This is a genomic window from Fictibacillus sp. 5RED26 (assembly GCF_015903895.1).
GTDB lineage: Bacteria > Bacillota > Bacilli > Bacillales > Fictibacillaceae > Fictibacillus > Fictibacillus phosphorivorans.
This window is the reverse complement of record NZ_JACZDU010000001.1, coordinates 864,243-887,219: the sequence shown is the minus strand read 5'-3', so window position 1 is coordinate 887,219 and position 22,977 is coordinate 864,243. Positions and strand designations below refer to the sequence as shown.

Sequence of the window (22,977 nt, the reverse complement as noted above, 5' to 3'; positions counted from 1 at the left end):
GAAGAGAAATGAAAAATACCTAGAGGATAGCAACAGTTTGTGGAGATGAGCCTTTAATATTCGGACACGCTTTGCATATCCTTCCCCTACATGAATAAACATGTACAAAGGGAGGGAGAATTTTATGTATTTGATTATGATTTTGGTGAGTTTACTTTCACTTGCAGGGAGTTTTTATTTCTTTGTGCTCTCTCTGTTAAACATGGCACCAAAAATTTTAGCGATTCCGGGACTCTTTATCGCCGTACTTTTAACAACACTGTGTTATAACTACCGATCAAAACTAAGAAGAATAGGCTAGAACAAACATAACAAAATCCTGCCCAGAGTTCTGGACAGGATTTTTTGTGTTTACTTCTCAAAAAGCAGTTCTTCCATCTCATCAAGAATGGATTCAAAAACTTTAAGAGCATTTTCAATTGGTTCTGGTGTAGTCATATCCACACCAGCTTTTTTCAATACTTCGATCGGATAATCAGAGCTTCCTGCTTTTAAGAAATCTAGGTAACGATCAACAGCTGGTTTTCCTTCATCTAGTATCTGTTTAGACAAGGAAGCTGCCGCGCTAAATCCAGTTGCGTATTGATAAACATAGAAATTGTAATAGAAATGAGGAATTCTAGCCCACTCTAGACCAATCTCTTTATCAATCACTAGATCATCACCGAAATATTTAACATTTAGATCGTAATAGATTTTCGTTAATAGTTCTGGCGTTAGCGGCTCTCCATTCGCTGCACGAACATGAATCTCTTGTTCGAATTCTGCAAACATCGTCTGACGGAAAACAGTACCTCTAAAGCCTTCTAAATGGTGGTTCAACAAGTACAACTTTTCTTTTTTATCAGATGTTTTCTCTAACATATAATGATTCAACAAAGCTTCATTACAAGTAGACGCAACCTCTGCAACAAAGATTGAGTAATCCGCATAAGGATAAGGTTGATTCTCACGTGTGTAGTAACTATGAACAGAATGTCCGATCTCATGCGTGAGTGTGAACAAGTTGTTTACGTTATCTTGCCAGTTCATTAGGATATATGGCATTGTTCCATAAGCACCAGATGAGTAGGCACCACTTCGTTTACCTGCGTTCTCATGTACATCGATCCAACGCTTCTCATAGCCCTCTTTTACGATCTCTTTATACTCATCGCCCATCGGATCTAAACTGTCTAATACAAGCTGCTGAGCCTCTTTAAAGCTCACTTCCATCTTTGCATCTTTTACAAGTGGCGTATAAAGATCATACATATGAAGTTCATCAAGTCCAAGCGCTTTTTTACGCAAACGAACATAACGATGCAATAATCCAAGGTTATCATTTACTGTCTTTACTAAATTATCATAAACTGCTTCAGGGATGTTATTGTTGTTCAATGCTGCTTCACGAGCTGAACTAAACTTTCTAGTTTTTGCAAAGAAATTATCTCGCTTTACCGTTCCTGCAAGAGTGCTTGCAAATGTATTTTTGTAAGAATCATATGTGCCATATACAGCTTTGAAAGCATCTTCTCTTACTCTACGATCTGAGCTTTCTAAAAAGCGGATATAACGTCCATGTGTTACTTCGATTTCTTCCCCGTTCTCGTCTCTAATAACTGGGAATTTAAGGTCAGCGTTATTCAGCATACCAAATGTATTGCTAGAAGTATTAGCTACTTCTCTTACATCTGCTAAGAGTGCTTCTTCTTCTTTCGAAAGGACGTGAGGACGCTGACGATTAATCTCATCTAACGCTTGTTTATATAACTTTAATGGTTCGTGACTTTGTAAGAATTGAACCAACGTGTCCTCAGATAGAGATAGAATTTCTGGTACTGCAAATGAGACTGTACTGCTTACTTGAGTTGCTAAGTTCGAAGCACGGTCATTCAAACCTTGGTACATGGAGTTCGTTGTATCTTGATCGTATCTCATATGAGCATATGTATAAAGTTTACCAAGCTTTTTCGTTACTTCGTCTTGTTTTTGAAGATATGAAAAAAGGGTTTCCGCCGATTCTCCAAGTTTTCCTTGAAAAGATTTTAGTTCAGGCAACAGGTTTTTCGTTTCATTGAATTCTTTTTCCCATACATCATCCGACGCATATATTGCTTCTAAATCCCACGTATCTGAAACAGGGACTTCATTACGTTTTGGCAATGATTTCGTTTTAGTTTGAGACATACATACACCTCCAAGTAAATTAAAGAGAATAGTAGGAATACTTTCTCCTTATGTATATCTACATATTACCAGAAAATGCTTAAGCAAAGTCAAAAATTACGACTTTTCACTGAAAATTTCGTCTAGTTTAAACGCCTCATCCAAAGTTTTAGGATAATGAACACGCTGCAGCTTTCTAAATGTTCCTTCTGACACTTTTTCTATGAGTAGGTGGTTGACTAAAAAATCTAGGTAGCCATGGATTGCATCTTTCCAAGATTCATTAAGATAAGGAAAATCTCTATTTTGCAGAATTCGTTTATGCAGCAATCTTTGAAATTCCAAGTGTATAAAGTTTAAGGAGAATAGTGAAGTCGGCAACTGTTCAATCAAGAACAGCATATACGTTTGCCACAAGTAAGATGATGTTTCGATGTGATAGTAATCTTTTGAAGGGATACCCGCAATAGAGGGAAACAAAGTTAAGGAACGGTGATTAAAATATAAAACTTTTTTAAAATACATAACACCAGGAGAATTATTCTTAAAAGCCGTCATTCTCCATGTCGTTTTTTGTTTATTCCATAAAGCGTTATAATTTAAGTTATCCTGTTTTAAATTCGTAAATGTTTTTGATAAACATTGTATATCCGTGAAATTTTTCGTTGAGAACGCATGTGCATGAGCAGCAGTTTTTGTTTGTGAAAGAGGAATTATATTTCTAAGCAGCAGAAATTGTTCTTTAAGGGGACAATAGTAATTGAGATATAAGTGGCCATTGTCATCCTTTTTTGCTGCGGATAGATCAGAGCTTTGAATATAGAATAAATTTGGTCCTTTTTGCTTTATACGTTTCATACCAAAAATCCAGTCGGATTCCATGTTTAGAGACTCAAATCCTGTTATTCTTTTTCTCAGATCATTGCCTGTGACTGTTGCACATTGAAACTCAATAGCGTGCTGATATTTTTCGAGAAACAAATCTGGACGCTGATGAATATCCCGTAAATAATATTCAAGAATTGGTTCTTCATCTACATTAATAAGCCATTTATATAATCCTTTTTTTCCTAGCAGATGATAATCGGTTTCTCCTTCATGATATCCGTTACATTCTCTAAAAGAATGATGAGCAAAATGCCATGTCTTTTTGGTTCCACATTTCGGTATGACTTTATTTTGACAGACTGGACAGCGTAAATTTCCAGACTTATTTTTTTGATACCATTCTTCCTTCGTCGTTTCTCCAACCATATCAACATACTGATCATTAAAAAGAGCGACTAACAATCCGTCTCACCTCCACAATCATCATGATGAACGAAGATTGTAGAAACTTCACATCTTCATTTTCTCTAATCGGTTATGAATCTCTATCATTTTTGTTCAAAACTTCCTATTAAAAAAACAAAAACCGATTTCAAAATAGCTGAAATCGGTGATCTCTTATAATTTAAAATATTGTTGTACGTGATCTAATGCCTCTTCTGCAACAATCGTCTTTCCATACTCTTGTATGCGGTAAACAGATAGATCAGAGTCGTTACCGTATTCCAATAGTTGCGCTAATAAATCGTCTTGTTCGCGATCTGAAGTTTCTACATTAAATGTCACATACAAATAATATTTACCCTCGAAATGAAACAGCGAATTCTCAAAAGACGAAGAATCAATGGTATGACTTAAAGAGATAACATCTTCAAAATCTCCAAAAGAAATGAGGAAGGATAAATAGTCTTCTTCTGTTTCTTCTAATTCATCAAAGTCTTCTTCCGCTTGAAACTGTTGATCCAATATTTGTTCAATATTTTGATCAACCGGTAAATCCAATTTATCATCGCCTATAGGAAGCTCAATTTTTTTACCGTCTTTGGACATTTGAGCACGAGTTACAATAATTTCGAGACCTTTATCCAGAGCCTGAACTTGAATCCACAGTGGACCTTCTAATGGAAACTGCTCTTGCTGATGTGCTTCGTCCATCATTTCCCAAAAGAGTTCTTCTCCTCTTTCGCGATCAGACCATATTTCTTCACGATCGAAACCGCGATCTTCAATATCTCTGTACGTAATGAAAAATTTAATGGTGAACTCATTCACTCTTTCAATTTCCATCCTGCTTCTCTCCCTTCTCTCCGGTTTGTTCGTGAAGGGATAAATACCCCTAGAAAAAAGCAAATCTTATTTCCAAATGTTCTCCGTCGAAAATTACATCAATCACAATTAAACCTCTTGTACCTTATTCTATGACAAAACGGAAAATATGGAAATAAAAAAGGCCTGTATAAACTGCCCTTTTTTGAACCTGTTCACGCGATGAATCTCAAGCTCTCAACTTGACGGAGCAGGTCAAGCTGGACTATAATTCAAAGGTCTTTAAGGTTAACATATTGTACCATAACACAAGTGAAATTTCATTATTTACGGGGGGTTTACGTTTGGAAACAGAATTTCTGATATCACTGTTGCAGATTATCGCAATTGATATCCTTCTTGGCGGAGACAACGCTATAGTAATTGCCCTTGCCAGTAGAAACTTACCAGAAGCTCAAAGAAATAAAGCTATTTTCTTAGGGACTGGACTTGCTATTGTTGTTCGTGTAGTACTAACCATTGTAGCTGTTTATTTATTAAATATTCCTTTCTTATATTTAGCAGGAGGAATTTTACTTCTAATTATTGCTTATAAGCTAATCCTAGAAGAAGATGATGAGCTTGATGTCAAAGCCGGCAAGAACTTATCTGACGCTGTAAAAACCATCGTTTTTGCTGATATTGCAATGGGTCTTGATAATGTACTAGCCGTTGCAGGTGCTGCACATGGGAATATCGTTTTGGTTGTAATCGGTCTGTTAGTATCTGTTCCTATTATTATATGGGGAAGTAAAATAATATTGCACTTTATGGAAAGATTCCCTGTTTTAATTTACATTGGTGCTGGAGTACTTGCCTTTACATCAGCAGGAATGATCGTAGAAGAACGGATGATTCATTCTGTATTTGAAGGAAATAATATATTGAAATACGGCTTATACGTATTTTTAGTTGTTGGAGTAATTCTTGCAGGAATTCTGACGAATACGTTTAAAAAGAAACGTGCAAGATAGGTAAAAAGGAAGTCCTTGCGATAGCGCACGGACTTCCTTTTTTTGAACGTAACAATAAAAAACTTCCACTATAAGATAGTGGAAGTTTTTCTATTATTCATTAACAAGACGCTGTGCTTCCATAAGCTGAAAAGTACGTACACGTCTTGGTAAGAAACGACGAATTTCGTCTTCGTTATATCCAACTTGCAAACGTTTTTCATCCAAGATAATAGGTCTGCGTAATAACCCAGGATGATCTGCAATCAATTGGTATAAGTCTTGCAAAGGCATGGATTCGAGATTGATGTTAAGTTCCTGGAACGTTTTAGAACGAGTAGAAATAATCTCGTCAGTACCGTCCTCTGTCATTCTCAAGATTTGTTTAACTTCTTCTATTGATAAAGGTTCTGAAAAGATATTTCTTTCTTGATAAGGAATGTCATTCTCTTTTAACCATGCTTTTGCTTTACGGCATGATGTACAGCTCGGCGAAGTAAATAGTGTGACCATAGTGGAACTCTCCTTCCCCTCTCTCTGATTTAGGTACTTTAAAAAAGTTATTAAATCATCATTAATAGTATACTACACATTTTACATTTTCGGTAGAGGTTATACAGACTTTTGTACATTTTTACGAATTTGTCATACAAATGTAATACATCTACAAATATTCTACACAACTTTTCCGTTTCAACATATATATAGACGTATTACCCAAGAATAAGTTTCATAAAACATAAAAAAAGAATAAGTTTTATGAATTAATATTTCGAATGTTTACTTAAGATGAGTTTAATACTAATCTCAGTAGAAATAGAAAAAACATAATCATTCATATAAAAAAATGAGGGCTGTTAGAAGAAAGTTTACCTTCTTTCTAACAGCCCTATCTTATGCGATCGTTTTTTTTACTTGTGATGCTGGGCCTTTTCTAGAAATGCTTGGTTTGAATCTCTTAAGATTTTTCTTAAGCATTTCTTTCCATAGTTCTCGTTTTGTTTTTTTCTTTTTGTCCTTTTGTTTCATAACGCCTCATCCTCCTTCAAAAAGGAAAATATTATTACTCGGAAGCAGGTTTTCCTGAAACATCTGATGACTCATCATCAACGATCTCAGGTTTAGGTACTGAATTCTCTGTATCTAAAGTTAGCACTTCACTTGCAGGCTGATAGGACTTACCGTACAATTCACTATCCTTGTACGTGTGTATTTCATTATACGTCTTTTTCATGTTTTCATAAATAGTTTCTTCAGATTCTTCTGTTGGTGTCCAATAAAGGATCTCCATCTCATTTACTTCATTCGTAGCAAGTGAACGTCTTCTATATCCAATGCTAGAGGCATGTTCAAATCCTTCACGCGTGTAGAATCGCAATCTCTTTTCTGTATCCGTATCTTCATAATCGACTGGCTCAACTTCTAAAATGATTGGCTTTCCCTTTTCTTTTAACATTTCAATGAGCTTATGACCGAGCCCTTGCCCTCTAGCATCTTTTGACACAAATAAATAATCAATAAATACAAAGTCAGCTAATTCAACATACATCAATACGTGATACTGACCTTCATCTTTGTGATAAATGTCACTCTTTTCGTCTAATAATAATTCCATATGCTCTTTAGATTTCATCTCTTCAATCGGAAAATATTGATTTAACTTCTCATACCAGTTCATTTTTTCCCCATCAGCTCCTTAAATTTTTGGTGATATTATATAGTTTTCCCTCTTTCTTCCTTTGTTATCATGAGATACAATAAAGAAAGAAGTACGTGGTGAACTCGTTGCGAAAAGGAGGAGTCCTCATTTGATTTCATTCTTTACCGATTTAACGTTGCTGGCACTTTGTGTAGTTGGAATCACAGCACTCATGGGAAGCATCTCCCAATTCATTGCTGTAAAATTGTTCGGCGGTAAAAAAGTTTTTCATTTTGTGGATAAATCGAAGTCTTTTCAAGAAAACTGGAGACCTGTTAAAAGAAGATAAAATGCGAACAACCCGTGAATTTTGGGTTGTTTTTTACATTTCAAGTCCGAACTACTTTATAATATAAGGGTAGCATACATAATAGAGGTGTTCAAATGCATAAAAACCTTAGAACTTTCATCAACCAGTTAAGAGCTGAAAAAGAAATTGTAGAAATCCACACAGAAGTTGATCCTTATTTAGAAATCCCTGAAATCCATAGACGTGTGATCTCAGAAGAAGGACCAGCTCTTCTGTTCACAAATGTTAAAGGTAAGAATATTCCTGTTGTAACAAATCTTTTTGGAACAATAAAACGAGTAGACATGGCTTTTGGTCCAAAACCAGAGCAGTTAGTAAAAGAACTAGTAGGGTCGATCGATGAGTTAATGCCTCCCTCCCCTTCTGTCTTATGGAAGAAAAAAGGCATGATCAAAGATGTATTATCACTTGGCACGAAAGCAGTGAACAAAAATAAAGCTCCTTTATTAGAAACTTTTACGACAAATGTTAACATGCAAGACTTGCCTGCATTAACTGGCTGGCATTTAGATAGTAATCCGTTCGTAACTCTGCCACTCGTGTATACGGAACATCCCGATAAACATGAGCATAATCTCGGTATGTACAGAATTGAGATCAAAGAGAAAAACAAAACGGGTATTCACTGGCAGATTCATAAAGGTGGAGGCTTCCATCATTATGCCGCTGAACAAAAAAACGAAGCATTACCTGTTACACTGTTTCTAGGCGGACCTCCTTCTCTAATGATTTCAGCCATCGCTCCACTTCCTGAAGCAGTTCCTGAACTTATGTTTTCTTCGATGTTAATGGGAGAGAAGTTAAGTCTTGCGCATGTTGATGGCCATCCGCATCCTTTAATTGCAGAGGCTGAGTTTGCGTTTGGTGGAGTTGTTCCACCACATGTTCGAGAACCTGAAGGACCATTCGGAGATCATTATGGCTACTATTCATGGGCACATGATTTTCCAGTATTCAATGTTGATAAGATGTGGAAGCGAAAAGATGCCATCTATCCTGCAACGGTAGTTGGAAAACCAAAACAAGAAGATTATTTTATCGGAGAATATCTGCAAAGATTGATGAGTCCATTATTCCCTGTTGTTATGAACGGTGTACGAGATCTTTGGACGTATGCAGAAACAGGCTTTCATGCACTTGCAGGAGCTGTCGTGCGCGAATCTTATTATAAAGAAGGTTTAGCTCACGCGTTTCGTATTATGGGTGAAGGACAACTAACACTTACAAAATTCTTGATGGTAACAAATAAGCCTGTAAACCTTCAAAATTTTGCAGAACTTGCAGAAGGGGTACTGGAGAGGTTTCTTCCTGAACGCGATCTCTTAATTATCCATGATACTTCTATGGATACTCTTGATTATACCGGCCGTAAGTTCAATACAGGTTCAAAAGCAATTATGACGGGGCTAGGAGAACCTGTGCGGGAACTAAAACGCACCTATGAAGGTGGAACTATTTCAGGCATCGATGACGTAGGCGTATTTTGTGGTGGCTGTTTAACGGTAAGTGGACCATCGTTTGGTGAAGCACCAGACTTTGCAGAAAAACTACTTGTTAATGGTCACGATTCTTTCAAAGACTGGCCATTAGTTTTCCTTGTAGATGATGCATCCATTGCTGCAACGCAGGCTGAATTCTTATGGACAACCTTTACACGATTTGATCCAGCTTATGATGTTTATGCAAAAAGCACGATAGACAGAAATCGTATTAAATATGAAGGTACAATTATTATTGATGCGCGAATGAAGCCATTCTATCCTGATGTGGTTGAAACTCGTGAAGATATTGATAAATTAGTGACAGATCGTTGGGATGAGTACTTTAAAAAGTAATCCTCTCTATAGCTTAGCAACAAAAGAAGAAGCGATTTCGCTTCTTTTTTTGGTTGTTTTAGTTGATAAATTGTCCAAATGGTGTTATTGTATATAACAATATACATTTTTAGAGAAAGGAGAAATCATATGCGAAATATTAGCTTACTTGATCTATATAACCATCCTCATGTTCAAAAATATGTAAAGCGGTCAGGAATGGTTCATGCCATCTCAACAGCTTATCATGCATACCGTTTGTCTCAAAAATATGGTGTGAATCCTGATTTAGCGACAAAGGCTGCTTTTCTTCATGATATCGGTCACTATACATGGTATAAGAATGGTCATTGGGACTATGACATGTACAAAGAAAATGATATTCATGCGATTAAAGGTGCAGAACGTGCACATCGAATTTTAGTGTCTCTCGGTGAAGACCGTAAGAATGCAAAAGAAATTGCTCTTGCTATTTTACTGCACACCGATTCCTATCTCCCTGCTGGCTCGCTAAACCTTAATCCGTTGCAAAAAGTTGTTGCTTTAGCTGACGAATCAGATGAAGAACCAGGCGGAAGCCACCACTATCGTACGATTAGTGATATGAAAGCTATAACCATGATCAAAAAATTAGATGAAATGGTAGATGAATATCATGAAGAAGAAAAAGTAAAACACTCTGTTTCCTAAGAAAGGAAAAGAGTGTTTTTAACATTTCTACCTATTTTTTTAATAAGCTACAAATCCAATGGCTTTTTCACTCGAATAAGTTCCGATCGTGCTTCCAAATCGAGTATAGATCACTTTTGGGAAACTAGATAATGAGAATAATTCTTCAAATTCCTTTATCACTTCATCAGTAGAAGGAAAACTATGAATGAGGTAAAGTGTTTTCTCAGGATTTTCTGCTTTCCATTCAGTGATGTATTCTTTCATCTTAGAAAGACCCTTCTTACTTCCTCTAAACTTCCCAATCGTTTCAACAACACCATCAATGATTGATATCATCGGTTTAATATTTAGCATTCCTGCTATAGCACCTTGAACAGCAGATATTCTTCCACCTTTTTTCAAGTTTTCTAACGTTTCAAGCAGTACATACGCTTTAATGCCCGACTTCGTCTTCTCTAAGTTACTCACGATTTCAGTTAAAGCTTTTCCTTCACGTGCTAATTCAATTGCTTCATTTAGTAAAATTTGCACACCACCTGAAGCGATACCGGAATCTAGAATGATCACTTTTTCTTGTTCTTCTTCAGTTAACATGCTCTTACCGATCGTAGCACTTTGAACCGTTCCACTTAAGTTAGATGAGATGCCAATGTATAGGACATCATGGCCTTTATCCACTTCTTTTTGAAAGGCTTCATAAAAAGATTGTGGAGAGGGCTGACTTGTTTTTGGTAATTCTGGTTCCATACTCATACGTTTATAAAATTCATCTTCAGTAATATTCACGCCATCTAAATAATGGTCTTCTCCAAATTGTACATTCAATGGTACAACGGTTAACGAGTAATCCAGTTTCTCAAGATCTATTTTAAGGTCACTTGCGCTATCTACTATAAAACTAAGGTTCATATTGTTCTACCCCATTTCTGCTTCTCGATCAATTATTAGGGATGTATAAAGCATTGTATACGCTTTACACACTTCTATTAGTTTAACATAAAAACGACCTCCTGTATTATAGGAGATCGTTTTAAATGTGTTAATTCTGTTGCTTTACAGCTTCTTCATCATAAAGGTGACATGCTACCCAATGACCTTCTCTAGCTTCTTGCCATTTAGGTTTAACTGCTGCACACACATCCATTGCATGTGGGCAACGAGTACGGAAACGGCAGCCACTTGGAGGATTGATCGGACTCGGAACATCTCCCTCTAAGATGATACGTTCACGGCTTCTTTCAAGTTCAGGATCCGGAACTGGAATCGCTGATAAAAGAGCTTGTGTATACGGGTGAAGCGGCTCTTCATAAAGCTCATCACTTGTTGTAAGCTCTACGATATTACCTAGGTACATTACACCTACACGATCAGAAATATGTTTAACCATAGATAGATCATGGGCAATAAATAGGTAAGTAAGTCCACGTTCTTTTTGCAGTTCCATCATTAAGTTAACAACTTGCGCTTGAATGGATACATCTAGAGCTGAAATCGGCTCATCGGCAATAATAAAGTCCGGATCTACGGCTAGTGCACGAGCAATTCCGATACGTTGACGCTGTCCACCTGAGAATTCATGCGGGTAGCGGTTTGCGTGTTCTTTATTTAATCCTACTGTTTCAAGTAGTTCATAAACTCGATTTTCACGGTCTTTCTTTGTTTTCGCCAATCCGTGGATATCGATACCTTCAGCAATAATATCCTTAACCGTCATACGCGGATTGAGAGAAGCGTATGGATCTTGGAAGATCATTTGCATTTTGCGGTTAAATTTCTTTAGTTCAGAACGAGACTTTTTATCATGAACATCATCGCCCTCGTAAAAAACTTCACCATCAGTAGCATCATATAGACGAATAATTGTACGTCCAGTTGTAGATTTACCGCAACCTGACTCACCTACAAGTCCAAGTGTTTCTCCTTTATAAATATCAAAGGAAACATCATCTACAGCTTTTAGTACGCCCTTTTTTCCAGCGGGGAAATACTTTTTAAGATTTTTTACTTCTAATAATTTTTCTCTTTCTACTACTGCCATTATCGAGCACCCCCAACTAATGCCTCTTCCGGCGGTTTAACTTTTGGCGCTCGCTCATCTAATAACCAGCAAGCTGCTTTGTGAGAAGAAGATACATCTGTAGCTTCAGGCATATTCTCCAAACAAACTTCCATTGCATATGGACAACGCGCTGCAAACGGACATCCCTTTGGAGGATTCATTAGATCAGGCGGTGTTCCTGGAATCGCTAAAAGTTCTTTTGATTCTGCATTTATCTTCGGCATTGAAGCCAATAATCCCCAAGTGTACGGGTGTTTCGGCTTATAAAAGATTTCATCAACTGTTCCAGTTTCAACGATCATACCACCGTACATTACAGCTACACGTTGAGCTAAGTTAGCTACAACTCCAAGATCATGTGTGATCAAGATAATCGCTGTACCTGTTTTATCTTGTAGATCACGCATCAAGTCAAGAATCTGAGCTTGAATAGTAACGTCTAGCGCTGTTGTCGGTTCATCCGCGATTAATACTTTTGGGTTACAAGATAGTGCAATTGCGATAACTACACGCTGACGCATTCCACCTGAAAATTGGTGAGGATATTCATCCACACGAAGCTCAGGATTAGGAATACCAACAAGTTTTAGTAAGTTGATAGAACGTTCTTTTGCTTCACTCTTGCTCATGTTTTGGTGCTTACGTAGACCTTCCATAATCTGTTTACCGATTGTCATCGTCGGGTTAAGAGATGTCATAGGATCTTGGAAGATCATCGAGATTTCAGCACCACGAATTTTTTCCATCTCACGTTCTGATGCTTTTGCAAGGTCTTTCCCTTGAAACTTAATCGACCCTTGCTTGATCGAACCAATTTTATTTGGTAAAAGTCTCATGATTGATTTAGATGTTACTGATTTACCTGAACCAGATTCACCAACGATAGCAAGTGATTCACCTTTATCTAATGTAAAGCTAACGCCACGAACGGCCTTAACTTCTCCCCCATACGTCTGGAAGGAGACATGTATGTTTTCTAACTCTAATAGTTTTTCCATTTATATAATCCCCTTCCTATCTTCTCATCTTAGGATCAAGCGCGTCACGAAGACCATCACCAAGAAGGTTAAAGCTGATCATCAGTATACATAATACTGAAGCAGGATAGATTGCTAAGTGAGGATAGATTCTAATGGATCTAAACCCATCCGCAATCAACGATCCTAGGGAAGCGATCGGCGGCTGAATTCCTAAACCGATAAAGCTTAAGAATGATTCAAAGAATATTGCCCCAGGAATAGTGAACGTACTTGTAACGATAATTGCACCTAGTGTGTTTGGTAATAGATGCTTAGAAATTAATCTACCATTAGTTGATCCGAGTGTTCTGGATGCTAAAACAAACTCACGATTCTTTAATGATATGATCTGTGCCCGTACGATACGTGACATACCTATCCAACCTGTAATTACTAATGCGAGTGTTATAGAGAGTATCCCTGGGTCTAGTATGATGATGAACAAGATGATTACCACCAAGTTAGGAATACCATATAAAATTTCTACGATACGCTGCATGATGTCATCTGTTCTTCCACCGTAAAATGCAGAAACCCCACCATAAACAACTCCGATAATTAATTCAATTGCTGATGCTAAAAATGCAATGTATAAAGAAATCTGCGTCCCTTTCCAAACCCTAGTCCACTGATCTCGTCCTAAGCTATCTGTACCGAACCAGAAGTAGTCATCTTTCGGAACATTCTTCATTTCATATTGATTCACATCTCTAATGTCTACACCATTTACTCCAAGAAACTCAATTTTTTCAAGCCCAGGAATTTTGGGTGGTAAGTTAGATCTCATTAGTTCTTGATCATCTATTCCATACTTTGTAAATGTAGGTGCAATCAATGAAAACACAATGATGAACACGATAGCGAAAAGGCCTAACATTGCACCTTTGTTTTGTTTAAGACGTCTAAAGGCATCTTGCCAAAAGCTTAAGCTTGGTTTAGAAATTTCTTCTGCTTTGTCTGAATTAAGATTCGCTGGGCGGAATAAATCTGGTGTTAGTTTGCGTTCTGACATACTCATTATGATTTACCTCCTGCTACACGAATACGTGGATCAATGATGCCGTATAAGATATCTACAATTAAAATAATGGAAACGATTAAGAAACTATAAAAAATAGTAGTACCCATAATTACTGGGTAATCATTTACCGTAATAGCTTTAACAAACTGTTCTCCAATACCAGGTATCGCAAAAATATTTTCAATTACTAAAGATCCTGTAATTAGACCGATTGCCATTGGCCCGAGAATTGTTACGATAGGTATTAAACTATTTCTTACTGAGTGTTTAAATATTACAGCGGATTTGCTTACTCCTTTTGAACGTGCCATAAGGATGTAATCTGTTCCTAGTATCTCTAGCATTTCAGTACGCATGAAACGAGCTACTGTAGCAATAACTCCAACGGATAAAGAGAATGCTGGCATGATGTGGTATTCCGGACCGTTCCAGAATGCAACTGGAAGCCATCCAAGTTTAACACCTACGTAGTATTGCAAAAGTCCTGCAAATACAAACGATGGTATTGCTATTCCGAATACAGCTATAACCATAGCCCCGTAATCCAAGAATGTATTATGCCTTAACGCAGCCAAAATACCCAGCAACAGTCCGACAATAGTCCCGAACAATAACGCTTCAAAACCAACAGTAGCTGATGGTCCCATACCATTGACAATCAATGAATTGACGGTACGTCCATCAAACTGAAACGTATATCCTAAATCACCCTGTGCCAATTTCGTAATATAGTTGATGTACTGAACAGGCACCGGGTCATTTAACCCGTATTTTTCATTTAATGCGTACCTTTGAGTTTCCGTTAACTTATCTTGATTGTTAAATGGAGAACCCGGTAACAGCTTCATTAAAAAGAATGTAATCGTTGCAATGATCAGCAAAGTTAAAAGCATATATAGAATTCGCTGTGTAATATAGCGCAACATTACAAACACCTCCCCCAAATGTTTCAAGCCTTAATATTTTGAAATCTTTCTGTAATATCTATCTTAAGGGACAAAATATTTTATATCAATAGAAAATATTCTTTTTTCGACATTTTCTGATTTCTTTTTACATTATAAAAATTCCCAACTGCCCTTTTCATGGCAAAAAAGAGAGTACATGTCAGGAACACATGTACTCTCCTGAGAAAAACTATTTACTATTTTTCAATAGCACAATTATTACTGTTTACCATCGATATAGATCCACTTGTAAGAAACATCTGCACCAAATAAGTGGTTAACTACACCTTTTACATAAGGTTTACGAAGTCCAGTTACACCTCTTTGGTAAATTGGAGAGATTGCTTGATCTTCAAAAAGTACTTTTTCTGCTTCAAGCATCATATCCCAACGCTTGTTAACGTCAGTTTCTTTCTTCGCGTTATTAACTAGCTCGTCATACTTAGGGTTAGAATATTCCATTTGGTTATGAGCTCCACCAGTTACGAACATGTCGATGAATGTCATTGGATCTTGATAGTCAGGACCCCAACCAGCATAAGAAATGTCATACTCACCTTTAGACTCTAGCTCAAGTTTTTGCTTGAACGGTTGAGCTTTAATAGAAACTTTCAAACCAGGTAGGTTCTTTTCTAATTGGTTCTTAATGTATTCTCCGTCTTTCTTAGCACCATCAGAATCGTAGTTCAAGAACTCAATAGCAACTTCTTTCTTACCAATTTCTTTAAGTCCTTTTTCCCAAAGCTTTTTCGCTTCTTCAGGATCAAATTTACCAAAGTCTCCGTTCGTTTTACGGAAATCTTCGTTACCTTCAGGGCTGAACGTGAACTCACCAGGTACTAAGTAGTAAGCTGGAGTAGATCCGTTGTTAAGTAATACATCAACTAGGGCTTTTTTATCGTAAGCCATATCAATTGCCTTACGGATATTTACGTTTTTAAGTTCTTCTCTTTTTTGGTTGATACGTAGGAAGAACACAGTTGCTTCTCCACGAGTGTAAAGATCTTCGTTACCTTGGAACTGATCAACAAACTCAGAGTTTAATCCAACCGTATCGACTTGACCTGTTTCATATAAGTTAACACCTGTAGCTACGTCTTTAACGATTTTTACGTTAACTTCGTCAAGCTTCACAGTGTCTTTGTCCCAATATTGATCGTTCTTCTTCATTTGCCATCCTTCGTTATGCTTCCACTCAGAAAGAACGAAAGGACCATTGTAGATCATTGTGTTAGCTTCAAGGGAGAACTTATCACCTTGAGATTTAACATATTCTTCTTTTTGCGGGTAGAACGTTGCAAATCCAGTTAGTCCTAGGAAATAAGGAGCTGGAGCTTCAAGAGTTACTTCAAGAGTCGTTTCATCAACTGCTTTAACACCTAACTCTTCTACTTTACCGTATAATGGGTCACCATCAGTTTGGATCGCGTTTGCGTTCTTAACAGGTCCCATGATGTAAGCATACTCAGAAAGAGTATCTGGGTGTAATGCTTTTTGCCAAGCGTAAACGAAATCTTTCGCTACTACTTGAGAACCATCGCTCCATTTAGCGTCTGGATTTAATTTGAACGTGTAAACTGTGCCATCTTCGTTTACTTCGTGGCTTTCAGCAACACCTTCAGTTGGTTGATTGTCTTTATCAAGACGATATAATCCTTCGAACACGTTGTTCATTACTTCAAATGAAACTGCATCTGTCGCTTGTGAAGAATCCATTGATGGAATCTCCGTTGAATCAACAAGATTAAGTACTTGTGGCTCATTTGGCTTTTCAGTTGCTTTCTCGCCTTCGCCGCCTTTAGAATCGCTTGCCTTGTCTTTGTCTCCGCCACTACATGCAGCTAAGAACATGCTTAGTACAAGTACTAATGTAAGAAGCAATGACCATTTTGACTTCTTCATGAGTCGACCTCCCCTTTTTATCCTGTTAAATTGTTAGCAGATAAAAGCATCAAGAATTATCAGACATTTTCATCTACAAGTTCGATTATACAAGTTTTCAAACAATTGTGCATTTATTTTTTTTAAGAGTTTTACAAAAAGCCTATTATATTTACTTTTCCTTAACAAAAAATAGGTATATTTACCTATTACTGAACAGGGTTTATTTTCTGATAATTCTACAAATTTTACCAAAATTATGTGTAAACTAGCATGAATATTACATTCTCGATTTTTTGTGAGGATAAGACATGCTTCACTTTGTAAGATAATTCGTCATTTTTATATTTCATTTGTTACAATAGGAGTAAAGTCTGACGGTATAATTCAAAAAATATGTTACATTTCTTTATGTTTATGGTGTAATTATTACTAGATGGAGGCTTCATAAGATGAACTTACTTTTTAAGAGAATCCTGATTATATCAGCGTTCCCTATTGTGATAGCATTTGGTGTTAGTTTGATATCTTCCGGACCTTTTACCCTTGAAAAATATATAAATACTTTATTTTATTTTTCATTGTCGATTGCGCTTATTGGCATTGCTTTATACGTAGCAAAAGGGGGATTCTTTGATTTTATAACGTACAGCTTTAAAAAAGTAGCTCGATCATTATCAAGACATCCAGAGATCGATGATGTGGTTTCATTTAAGACAAACTTTCAAGTATCAGAACGAATAAATGTCTCATATATGAAGTCGTTTTTATTCAGTGGCCTTCTTTTATCTTTCATCACGATTGCCGTTGCATATCTTCTATAATTTGTGTATACTACAAAAAATAAATGTTATATGCGATGAGAAAGAAGAGTACATGATGTGAAGCTCTCAGAGAGCCTGTGGTTGGTGAGAACAGGTAGTGAATCATGATGGAATGGGCTTTTGAGCATTCTGACCGAACCTTACTAGTAGGCTCAGGCGTGTAGATGTCCGCACGATATAATGGACAGCGTATCGGTACTTTACCTGTACGTGTCAAAGTGATTTTCGGTATGTATGAAAATTATAAGGGTGGCACCGCGGTCCATTCGTCCCTTGCATGAGGCGACGAGTGGGCCTTTTTATATTGATTTTTAAAAACAAAGGAGAGATGAATCATGTCTGTAATCTTCTCAGGCATTCAGCCGAGCGGAAATTTAACGATCGGTAACTACATTGGAGCGATGAGGCATTTTGTTGAACTTCAAAATGAACACGAATGTTATTTCTGCGTTGTTAATCAGCACGCCATTACGGTGGCACAAGATCCTGTTGAATTGAAAAAAAACAGCAGAAATTTAGCTGCTTTGTATTTAGCAGCAGGTATCAATCCTGAAAAATCGACAATATTCATTCAATCTGAAGTTCCAGCTCATACGAAGATGGGATGGATGATGCAATGTGTTACGTATATTGGTGAATTAGAGCGCATGACACAGTTCAAAGATAAATCAACTGGAAAAGAAGCTGTATCTGCTGGGTTACTAACCTATCCACCTCTTATGGCAGCAGATATCCTTCTTTATAACACGAGTATCGTTCCAGTTGGAGATGATCAAAAGCAGCATCTTGAGTTAACTCGAGATATCGCTGAACGCTTTAATAAGAAGTATCGTGAAGTCTTTGTGGTTCCAGAGCCTCGTATTGCTTCGGAAGGTGCAAGAATCATGTCACTTGTGGATCCTGAGAAAAAGATGAGCAAGTCTGATCCTAATCAAAATTCATTTATCTCTATGCTTGATGACGAATCTGTAATCTTAAAGAAGATTAAGCGTGCTACTACTGACTCAGAAGGTGTAGTTGCTTATGACAAAGAAAATAAGCCAGGCATTTCAAACCTATTAACGATCTATTCACAGTTATCAGGAGAAAGCATCAAATCGCTCGTAGAAAAGTATGAGGGCAAAGGGTATGGTGACTTTAAACAAGGTGTGGCAGAAGCTGTCATTCATGCTCTTAAACCTATCCAGGACCGTTATAAAGAATATTTAGCATCAACTGAGTTAGATGACATTCTTGATTCTGGTGCAGAAAAAGCAAATCGTGTGGCGAATAAAACGTTGAACAAAGCGGAGCGAGCAATGGGATTAGCTCGTAAACGTGTTTAATTTTATCGATTTTTCGAACTCTATAAAAAATTGAACACACAAAAAAACCAGCAGAACTGATTCTTTGATCAACTGCTGGTTTTTCTTATTTTAGAAACGATACCTAGTTCACTTGTGTACCGTTCTCAAGCTCCCAGATCTTTTCAAAATACGGTTGTCCTTTTACTAGCCTCTCACACATATCCACATGTTGTTTGGACCATCCGCTTTTTAATTCACAGTATAACGCATCCCATGCTTCGTCAAAATCCATCCGCTGAATTCTTCCATATTGCTCTGGCATCCACTCTGTACACCAATATCTCATCTCAGCAACATTTTTTGTTGAATGAAGCTGATCTAAAGCCATGAATAAGAGTTGCTTCAACTGTCTCTCTTTGCGAGTTAACCCTCGCATGCTGTCTGGATTCGGAGATAGGATGTGATATTCCTTACTTAACTGCTTTTCACTGAACGTATAGACGTTTGTCTCCGTCTGCTCTGCCATCTCAAATACTAGCTGTTCTTGTCTTGGTATGAGTCTGCTCTTACGGATTGGTATTCTATAACCCATCGTATCTATGATGAGAGATTTCTTTTCATCCGTGATGATAAAGCAATGTTCGAGTTGCACCCTTTGGTTGTTCTTTCTAACGTAAGCTTTCTGGTGCACCTCTTCAAGTAGGGAATCCGGCAGATCATTCAAATCATTCTCGATATAATGAAAGAGTGTGGATTCTATTTTAATAATGGGTACTTGATCCAATAATTCAATATAGTCGTCTTTTCTCCATTCATGAAACTCACAAACGTTATAGCCGTTCTCTTCTCCTTCAAACCAGTTGACCCAAACATCACGTAAATATAACATCTGTACCCCTCACTTCTTTGCCGATTTGTATTTAAAATCAGTATAGTCAGAGGTTGTCCTTTTTATTCTAAATAAAGGTAATTAACTCGAAGTATGCAAAACCCCGCTTTCAAAAGAAAACGGGGTTTGACAACGAATTATTCTTCTATTTTTTTAAAGACTAATGATGCATTATGTCCACCGAAACCTAGTGAGTTACTAAGAACAGCTTTCACTTCTGCCTGTCTTGCCGTATTTGGAACATAATCTAGATCGCACTCTTCATCTGGTGTTTCATAGTTAATTGTTGGAGGAAGAATACTTTCCTGAATCGCTTTTACAGAGAAGATTGCTTCAATTCCACCTGCAGCTCCTAATAAGTGGCCTGTCATTGATTTTGTAGAGCTGACCGGAATCTTATAAGCATGCTCATTAAACACAGCTTTAATGGCAGCTGTTTCAAACTTATCGTTGTAATCCGTACTTGTACCATGCGCGTTAATGTAAGAGATTTCTTCTGGAGCTAGACCGCTATCTTCAACAGCTTGTCTCATGGCACGTGCTCCGCCTTCACCGCCTGGAGCAGGTTGAGTGATATGATAAGCATCACCTGTAGCTCCGTACCCTACGATTTCTGCGTAAATTTTAGCTCCGCGTTTTTTCGCAAATTCGTATTCTTCTAGAACTAGAATCCCAGCTCCTTCACCGATGATAAATCCAGTTCTGTCTTTATCGAACGGACGGCTAGCTGTTTTTGGATCTGGATTCGTTGATAGTGCTCCTGCTTGGCAGAATCCTGCTAGTGCCATGTCTGTGATCGGTGCTTCTGTTCCACCTGTAACCATTACATCTGCATCTCCGCGCTGGATCACTTTGAATGCATCTCCGATTGAGTTTGCTCCTGATGCACAAGCCGTTACGGTACATGAGTTCATACCTTTAGCACCAATTGTAATTGAAACTTGACCAGATGCCATATCCGGAATCATCATCGGTACGAAAAATGGACTAACGCGTCTTACACCTTTCGCTTCAAATATACGGAATTGTTCTTCATGAGTATCCATTCCACCAATACCAGAACCAATCCATACTCCTACGCGAGGTGCAATTTCTTCCGTGATATCTAAATTCGCATCTTTAACAGCCATAATAGATGCTGCTACCGCAAACTGCGTAAAACGATCCATACGGCGTGCTTCTCTTTTATCCATAAAATCTTCCGGATTAAATTCTGTTGCTTCTGCAGCAACTTTAACCGGAAACTTTTCTTTATCTCTTCTTGTAAGTGGACCTACACCACTTTGACCTTCAACAATCTTTTTCCATGTTTCTTCTACGCTGTTTCCAAGAGGTGTTACGGCTCCTAGACCGGTTACGACTACTCTCTTTTTCATTGTAAAACCAACTCTCCTTTGTACACATTGTTGTAATTGATGATTTATCGTCCCCAACGAAGCGCAACAGCACCCCAGGTTAGTCCTCCACCAAATCCAACAAGTACGATTGTATGATCTTCTTTTATTCTACCATCTTTCAGGGCTTCTTTTAATGCCATTGGTATTGAAGCAGATGATGTATTACCAAACTTGTCAATCGTCATGACCATTTTTTCTTTCGGAAGCTCTAAACGTTCTCGTGAAGCTTCCATGATTCTTATATTCGCTTGATGCGGAATTAAGAAATCAACGTCTTCTTTCGTCAAACCTGCTTTATGAACGACATTTAATGAAGTCTCACCCATCTGACGCACAGCAAATTTAAAAACTTCTCTGCCGTTCATATGGATAAATTCGTCTTGGTACAAATGTTTTGCTCCTGTTCCGTCTGAACCAAGCTCAAATGAAAGGATGCCTCTACCTTCACTAACATTTGAAAGGATAGCAGCTCCAGCTCCGTCTCCGAAAAGCACAGCTGTATTACGATCTTTCCAATCTGTTATCTTAGATAGCTTTTCAGCACCAACGACTAGAACATTTTTATATGTTCCCGTTTCAATAAATTGCTTTCCTACCACCAAACCATAAATAAATCCTGCACATGCTGCACTTACATCCATACCTACGGCGTTCTTCGCACCTAGTGATTCTTGTAATTGGCATGCTACTGATGGGAATGGATTGTCTGGTGTAACGGTTGCGACCACGATTAGATCAATTTCTTCTGCAGAGATGCCAGCATCTTTTATTGCTTCTTCCGCTGCATATCTAGCCATATGAGACGTTTTTACCGATTCGTCTGCAATTCTGCGTTCTACGATCCCTGTTCGAGTTCGAATCCACTCGTCACTTGTATCAACCATCTTTTCCAGGTCGGAGTTCGCTAGAATTTTTTCAGGGATATAACTTCCCATCCCTATGATTCCTGCATTCATAACATTACCCCTTTGGCTTTAGTTTATTTTCAATGAAAATCTTTTCCATCGTTCCCGTTTAGGTGAGCAACTTGCAACTACAATTTATTACTTCCTAAAAGGAAAGAAGTAATTGTAGAATCTTTATAATCAAATATTATGACCTGGTACTAATTTTATGATATCTCTTATATTTTGTCTAGTTAAAGTTCTTTTCTTTTCACCAATATAAGCCGTAGGGCATATCCTGTATGGAAGAAAAATGTAAGTTTAGTGAAATTGATATTAGGAGTGGTTCAACATGCATAATCCTCAAGCTAGACAGCAACCAATGTATCCTCCGCAGTTTCCTGGACGTTTTCCAATGGGCCAAAACCAGCAGCATATGCAGCAAGGGTTTCCACCACCTCAACATTTTGGCGGCCCTGGATTCAGAGGCATGCCGGCACCACCGTTTCATCAACCGATGCCTCGACCATTTCTACATTCTTTTCGAACGCAGGAAGGTTCTCTAGACTATAATAAAATTTTTGCTGTTATCGACCAATCAGTAAAAGTCGCACAACAGATCTCACCTATCTTTTCTGCGTTTAAGAAGAAGTAAAAAAAGCCAACCCGAGCTGGTTGGCTTTTCTTTGTTTACTTACCCTCTTCTTTTCCAAGTTCGTATGCATCGTTCATTACGTTCATCAAAAGCTGAAGCATCGGCTGCACATCCTCCATGCCAAGCTCAATTCCTTTTTTCTCTAAAAAAGCTTGTGCTTCTGGCAGATGTGACATAGCGATCTGCATAAATTTCATATTGCGTTCTGTATCCATCTTCTTAAGTTCCTCCCTTACATTATGTAAACGGTTTTTAACCCATTTTCTATTATAAAGAAAAATGTTCGGTGGATAAAACGTTTTGTGATTAATTTTCAAGCCAACTATGATTTCGATTATACTGGCTAGGGTATCCATACAATTAATTCAAGAAATTTTTGAAATAAT

24 protein-coding genes and 1 other annotated feature are annotated in these 22,977 nt (G+C 37.6%); of the genes, 8 read left to right on the top strand and 16 right to left on the bottom strand.

Features of this window, described 5'->3' with window-relative positions; genetic code table 11:
- Nucleotides 1-124: 124 nt before the first annotated feature.
- Nucleotides 125-301, top strand: coding sequence for a hypothetical protein (locus IHV10_RS04660; protein WP_197127538.1), 177 nt, complete (start codon nt 125-127; stop codon nt 299-301).
- 50 nt (nt 302-351) lie between these two features.
- On the opposite strand, the gene pepF is transcribed toward IHV10_RS04660, so the two are convergent.
- The 3 genes from pepF to mecA form a co-directional block, all read right to left on the bottom strand.
- On the bottom strand, nt 352-2,169 hold the full coding sequence (gene pepF, locus IHV10_RS04655; RefSeq protein ID WP_197127537.1) for an oligoendopeptidase F: 1,818 nt from the start codon (nt 2,167-2,169) through the stop codon (nt 352-354).
- Between the two features lie 96 nt (nt 2,170-2,265).
- The gene (locus tag IHV10_RS04650) at nt 2,266-3,438 is read right to left on the bottom strand and encodes a competence protein CoiA (protein WP_197127536.1); all 1,173 of its coding nucleotides are present in this window, start codon (nt 3,436-3,438) and stop codon (nt 2,266-2,268) included.
- Between the two features lie 156 nt (nt 3,439-3,594).
- Nucleotides 3,595-4,263: an adaptor protein MecA gene (gene mecA, locus IHV10_RS04645; protein ID WP_197127535.1), complete on the bottom strand. Its 669-nt coding sequence runs from the start codon at nt 4,261-4,263 to the stop codon at nt 3,595-3,597.
- 323 nt (nt 4,264-4,586) lie between these two features.
- Between mecA and IHV10_RS04640 the strand changes: the two genes are divergently transcribed.
- Nucleotides 4,587-5,255, top strand: coding sequence for a TerC family protein (locus tag IHV10_RS04640; RefSeq protein WP_197127534.1), 669 nt, complete (start codon nt 4,587-4,589; stop codon nt 5,253-5,255).
- Nucleotides 5,256-5,348: 93 nt separating this feature from the next.
- Here the strand turns inward: IHV10_RS04640 and spxA are convergent, their stop codons facing one another.
- From spxA to IHV10_RS04630, 3 genes are all read right to left on the bottom strand, one after another.
- Nucleotides 5,349-5,747, bottom strand: coding sequence for a transcriptional regulator SpxA (gene spxA / locus IHV10_RS04635; RefSeq protein ID WP_066245987.1), 399 nt, complete (start codon nt 5,745-5,747; stop codon nt 5,349-5,351).
- A 381-nt stretch (nt 5,748-6,128) separates the two neighbouring features.
- On the bottom strand, nt 6,129-6,263 hold the full coding sequence (locus IHV10_RS22925; protein WP_255520066.1) for a hypothetical protein: 135 nt from the start codon (nt 6,261-6,263) through the stop codon (nt 6,129-6,131).
- Between the two features lie 34 nt (nt 6,264-6,297).
- On the bottom strand, nt 6,298-6,912 hold the full coding sequence (locus IHV10_RS04630; RefSeq protein ID WP_197127533.1) for a GNAT family N-acetyltransferase: 615 nt from the start codon (nt 6,910-6,912) through the stop codon (nt 6,298-6,300).
- Between the two features lie 130 nt (nt 6,913-7,042).
- On the opposite strand from IHV10_RS04630, the gene IHV10_RS04625 reads away from it, so the two are divergent.
- The 3 genes from IHV10_RS04625 to IHV10_RS04615 all read left to right on the top strand — a co-directional run bounded on the left by IHV10_RS04625 (nt 7,043) and on the right by IHV10_RS04615 (nt 9,747).
- Nucleotides 7,043-7,222 carry a hypothetical protein gene (locus IHV10_RS04625; protein ID WP_144701128.1) on the top strand — a complete coding sequence of 60 codons (180 nt, stop codon included), beginning with the start codon at nt 7,043-7,045 and terminating at the stop codon, nt 7,220-7,222.
- A gap of 95 nt (nt 7,223-7,317) precedes the next feature.
- Entirely contained in the window at nt 7,318-9,078 is a 1,761-nt protein-coding gene (locus IHV10_RS04620; protein WP_197127532.1) for a UbiD family decarboxylase, read from the top strand.
- A 129-nt stretch (nt 9,079-9,207) separates the two neighbouring features.
- Nucleotides 9,208-9,747 (top strand): HD domain-containing protein, encoded by a 540-nt coding sequence (locus IHV10_RS04615; RefSeq protein WP_197127531.1) that lies wholly within the window; start codon nt 9,208-9,210, stop codon nt 9,745-9,747.
- A gap of 39 nt (nt 9,748-9,786) precedes the next feature.
- Here the strand turns inward: IHV10_RS04615 and IHV10_RS04610 are convergent, their stop codons facing one another.
- The 6 genes from IHV10_RS04610 to IHV10_RS04585 all read right to left on the bottom strand — a co-directional run bounded on the left by IHV10_RS04610 (nt 9,787) and on the right by IHV10_RS04585 (nt 16,677).
- Nucleotides 9,787-10,638, bottom strand: coding sequence for a DegV family protein (locus IHV10_RS04610; RefSeq protein ID WP_197127530.1), 852 nt, complete (start codon nt 10,636-10,638; stop codon nt 9,787-9,789).
- A gap of 130 nt (nt 10,639-10,768) precedes the next feature.
- Complete coding sequence (locus IHV10_RS04605; RefSeq protein WP_197127529.1) at nt 10,769-11,767, bottom strand: ABC transporter ATP-binding protein; 999 nt, start codon at nt 11,765-11,767, stop codon at nt 10,769-10,771.
- Nucleotides 11,767-12,786: an ABC transporter ATP-binding protein gene (locus IHV10_RS04600; RefSeq protein WP_197127528.1), complete on the bottom strand. Its 1,020-nt coding sequence runs from the start codon at nt 12,784-12,786 to the stop codon at nt 11,767-11,769. Before IHV10_RS04600 ends, IHV10_RS04605 begins: the two co-directional genes overlap by 1 nt.
- A gap of 16 nt (nt 12,787-12,802) precedes the next feature.
- Nucleotides 12,803-13,825 (bottom strand): oligopeptide ABC transporter permease, encoded by a 1,023-nt coding sequence (gene opp3C / locus IHV10_RS04595; RefSeq protein ID WP_197127527.1) that lies wholly within the window; start codon nt 13,823-13,825, stop codon nt 12,803-12,805.
- The gene (gene opp3b, locus IHV10_RS04590) at nt 13,825-14,754 is read right to left on the bottom strand and encodes an oligopeptide ABC transporter permease (protein ID WP_197127526.1); all 930 of its coding nucleotides are present in this window, start codon (nt 14,752-14,754) and stop codon (nt 13,825-13,827) included. Before opp3b ends, opp3C begins: the two co-directional genes overlap by 1 nt.
- Before the next feature lie 240 nt (nt 14,755-14,994).
- A complete protein-coding gene (locus tag IHV10_RS04585) occupies nt 14,995-16,677 on the bottom strand; it encodes a peptide ABC transporter substrate-binding protein (protein ID WP_197127525.1) in 1,683 nt (560 codons plus the stop codon).
- Nucleotides 16,678-17,108: 431 nt separating this feature from the next.
- Here IHV10_RS04585 and IHV10_RS04580 point away from each other — a divergent pair, with 431 nt between their 5' ends.
- Both IHV10_RS04580 and trpS read left to right on the top strand, forming a co-directional pair.
- The gene (locus IHV10_RS04580) at nt 17,109-17,480 is read left to right on the top strand and encodes a DUF3899 domain-containing protein (RefSeq protein WP_197127524.1); all 372 of its coding nucleotides are present in this window, start codon (nt 17,109-17,111) and stop codon (nt 17,478-17,480) included.
- Between the two features lie 26 nt (nt 17,481-17,506).
- Nucleotides 17,507-17,757: a binding site (T-box leader), on the top strand.
- Between the two features lie 58 nt (nt 17,758-17,815).
- Nucleotides 17,816-18,805, top strand: coding sequence for a tryptophan--tRNA ligase (gene trpS / locus IHV10_RS04575; protein WP_197127523.1), 990 nt, complete (start codon nt 17,816-17,818; stop codon nt 18,803-18,805).
- A 103-nt stretch (nt 18,806-18,908) separates the two neighbouring features.
- Here trpS and IHV10_RS04570 read toward each other — a convergent pair whose 3' ends face one another.
- The 3 genes from IHV10_RS04570 to IHV10_RS04560 all read right to left on the bottom strand — a co-directional run bounded on the left by IHV10_RS04570 (nt 18,909) and on the right by IHV10_RS04560 (nt 22,008).
- Entirely contained in the window at nt 18,909-19,655 is a 747-nt protein-coding gene (locus IHV10_RS04570; RefSeq protein WP_197127522.1) for a YjbA family protein, read from the bottom strand.
- A 137-nt stretch (nt 19,656-19,792) separates the two neighbouring features.
- Nucleotides 19,793-21,031 (bottom strand): beta-ketoacyl-ACP synthase II, encoded by a 1,239-nt coding sequence (fabF, locus tag IHV10_RS04565; RefSeq protein ID WP_144701151.1) that lies wholly within the window; start codon nt 21,029-21,031, stop codon nt 19,793-19,795.
- A gap of 44 nt (nt 21,032-21,075) precedes the next feature.
- Nucleotides 21,076-22,008 carry a beta-ketoacyl-ACP synthase III gene (locus IHV10_RS04560; RefSeq protein WP_197127521.1) on the bottom strand — a complete coding sequence of 311 codons (933 nt, stop codon included), beginning with the start codon at nt 22,006-22,008 and terminating at the stop codon, nt 21,076-21,078.
- A 280-nt stretch (nt 22,009-22,288) separates the two neighbouring features.
- Between IHV10_RS04560 and IHV10_RS04555 the strand changes: the two genes are divergently transcribed.
- On the top strand, nt 22,289-22,591 hold the full coding sequence (locus IHV10_RS04555) for a YppG family protein (protein ID WP_197127520.1): 303 nt from the start codon (nt 22,289-22,291) through the stop codon (nt 22,589-22,591).
- A gap of 35 nt (nt 22,592-22,626) precedes the next feature.
- On the opposite strand, the gene IHV10_RS04550 is transcribed toward IHV10_RS04555, so the two are convergent.
- Entirely contained in the window at nt 22,627-22,806 is a 180-nt protein-coding gene (locus IHV10_RS04550) for a ComZ family protein (protein ID WP_197127519.1), read from the bottom strand.
- Nucleotides 22,807-22,977 lie beyond the last annotated feature (171 nt).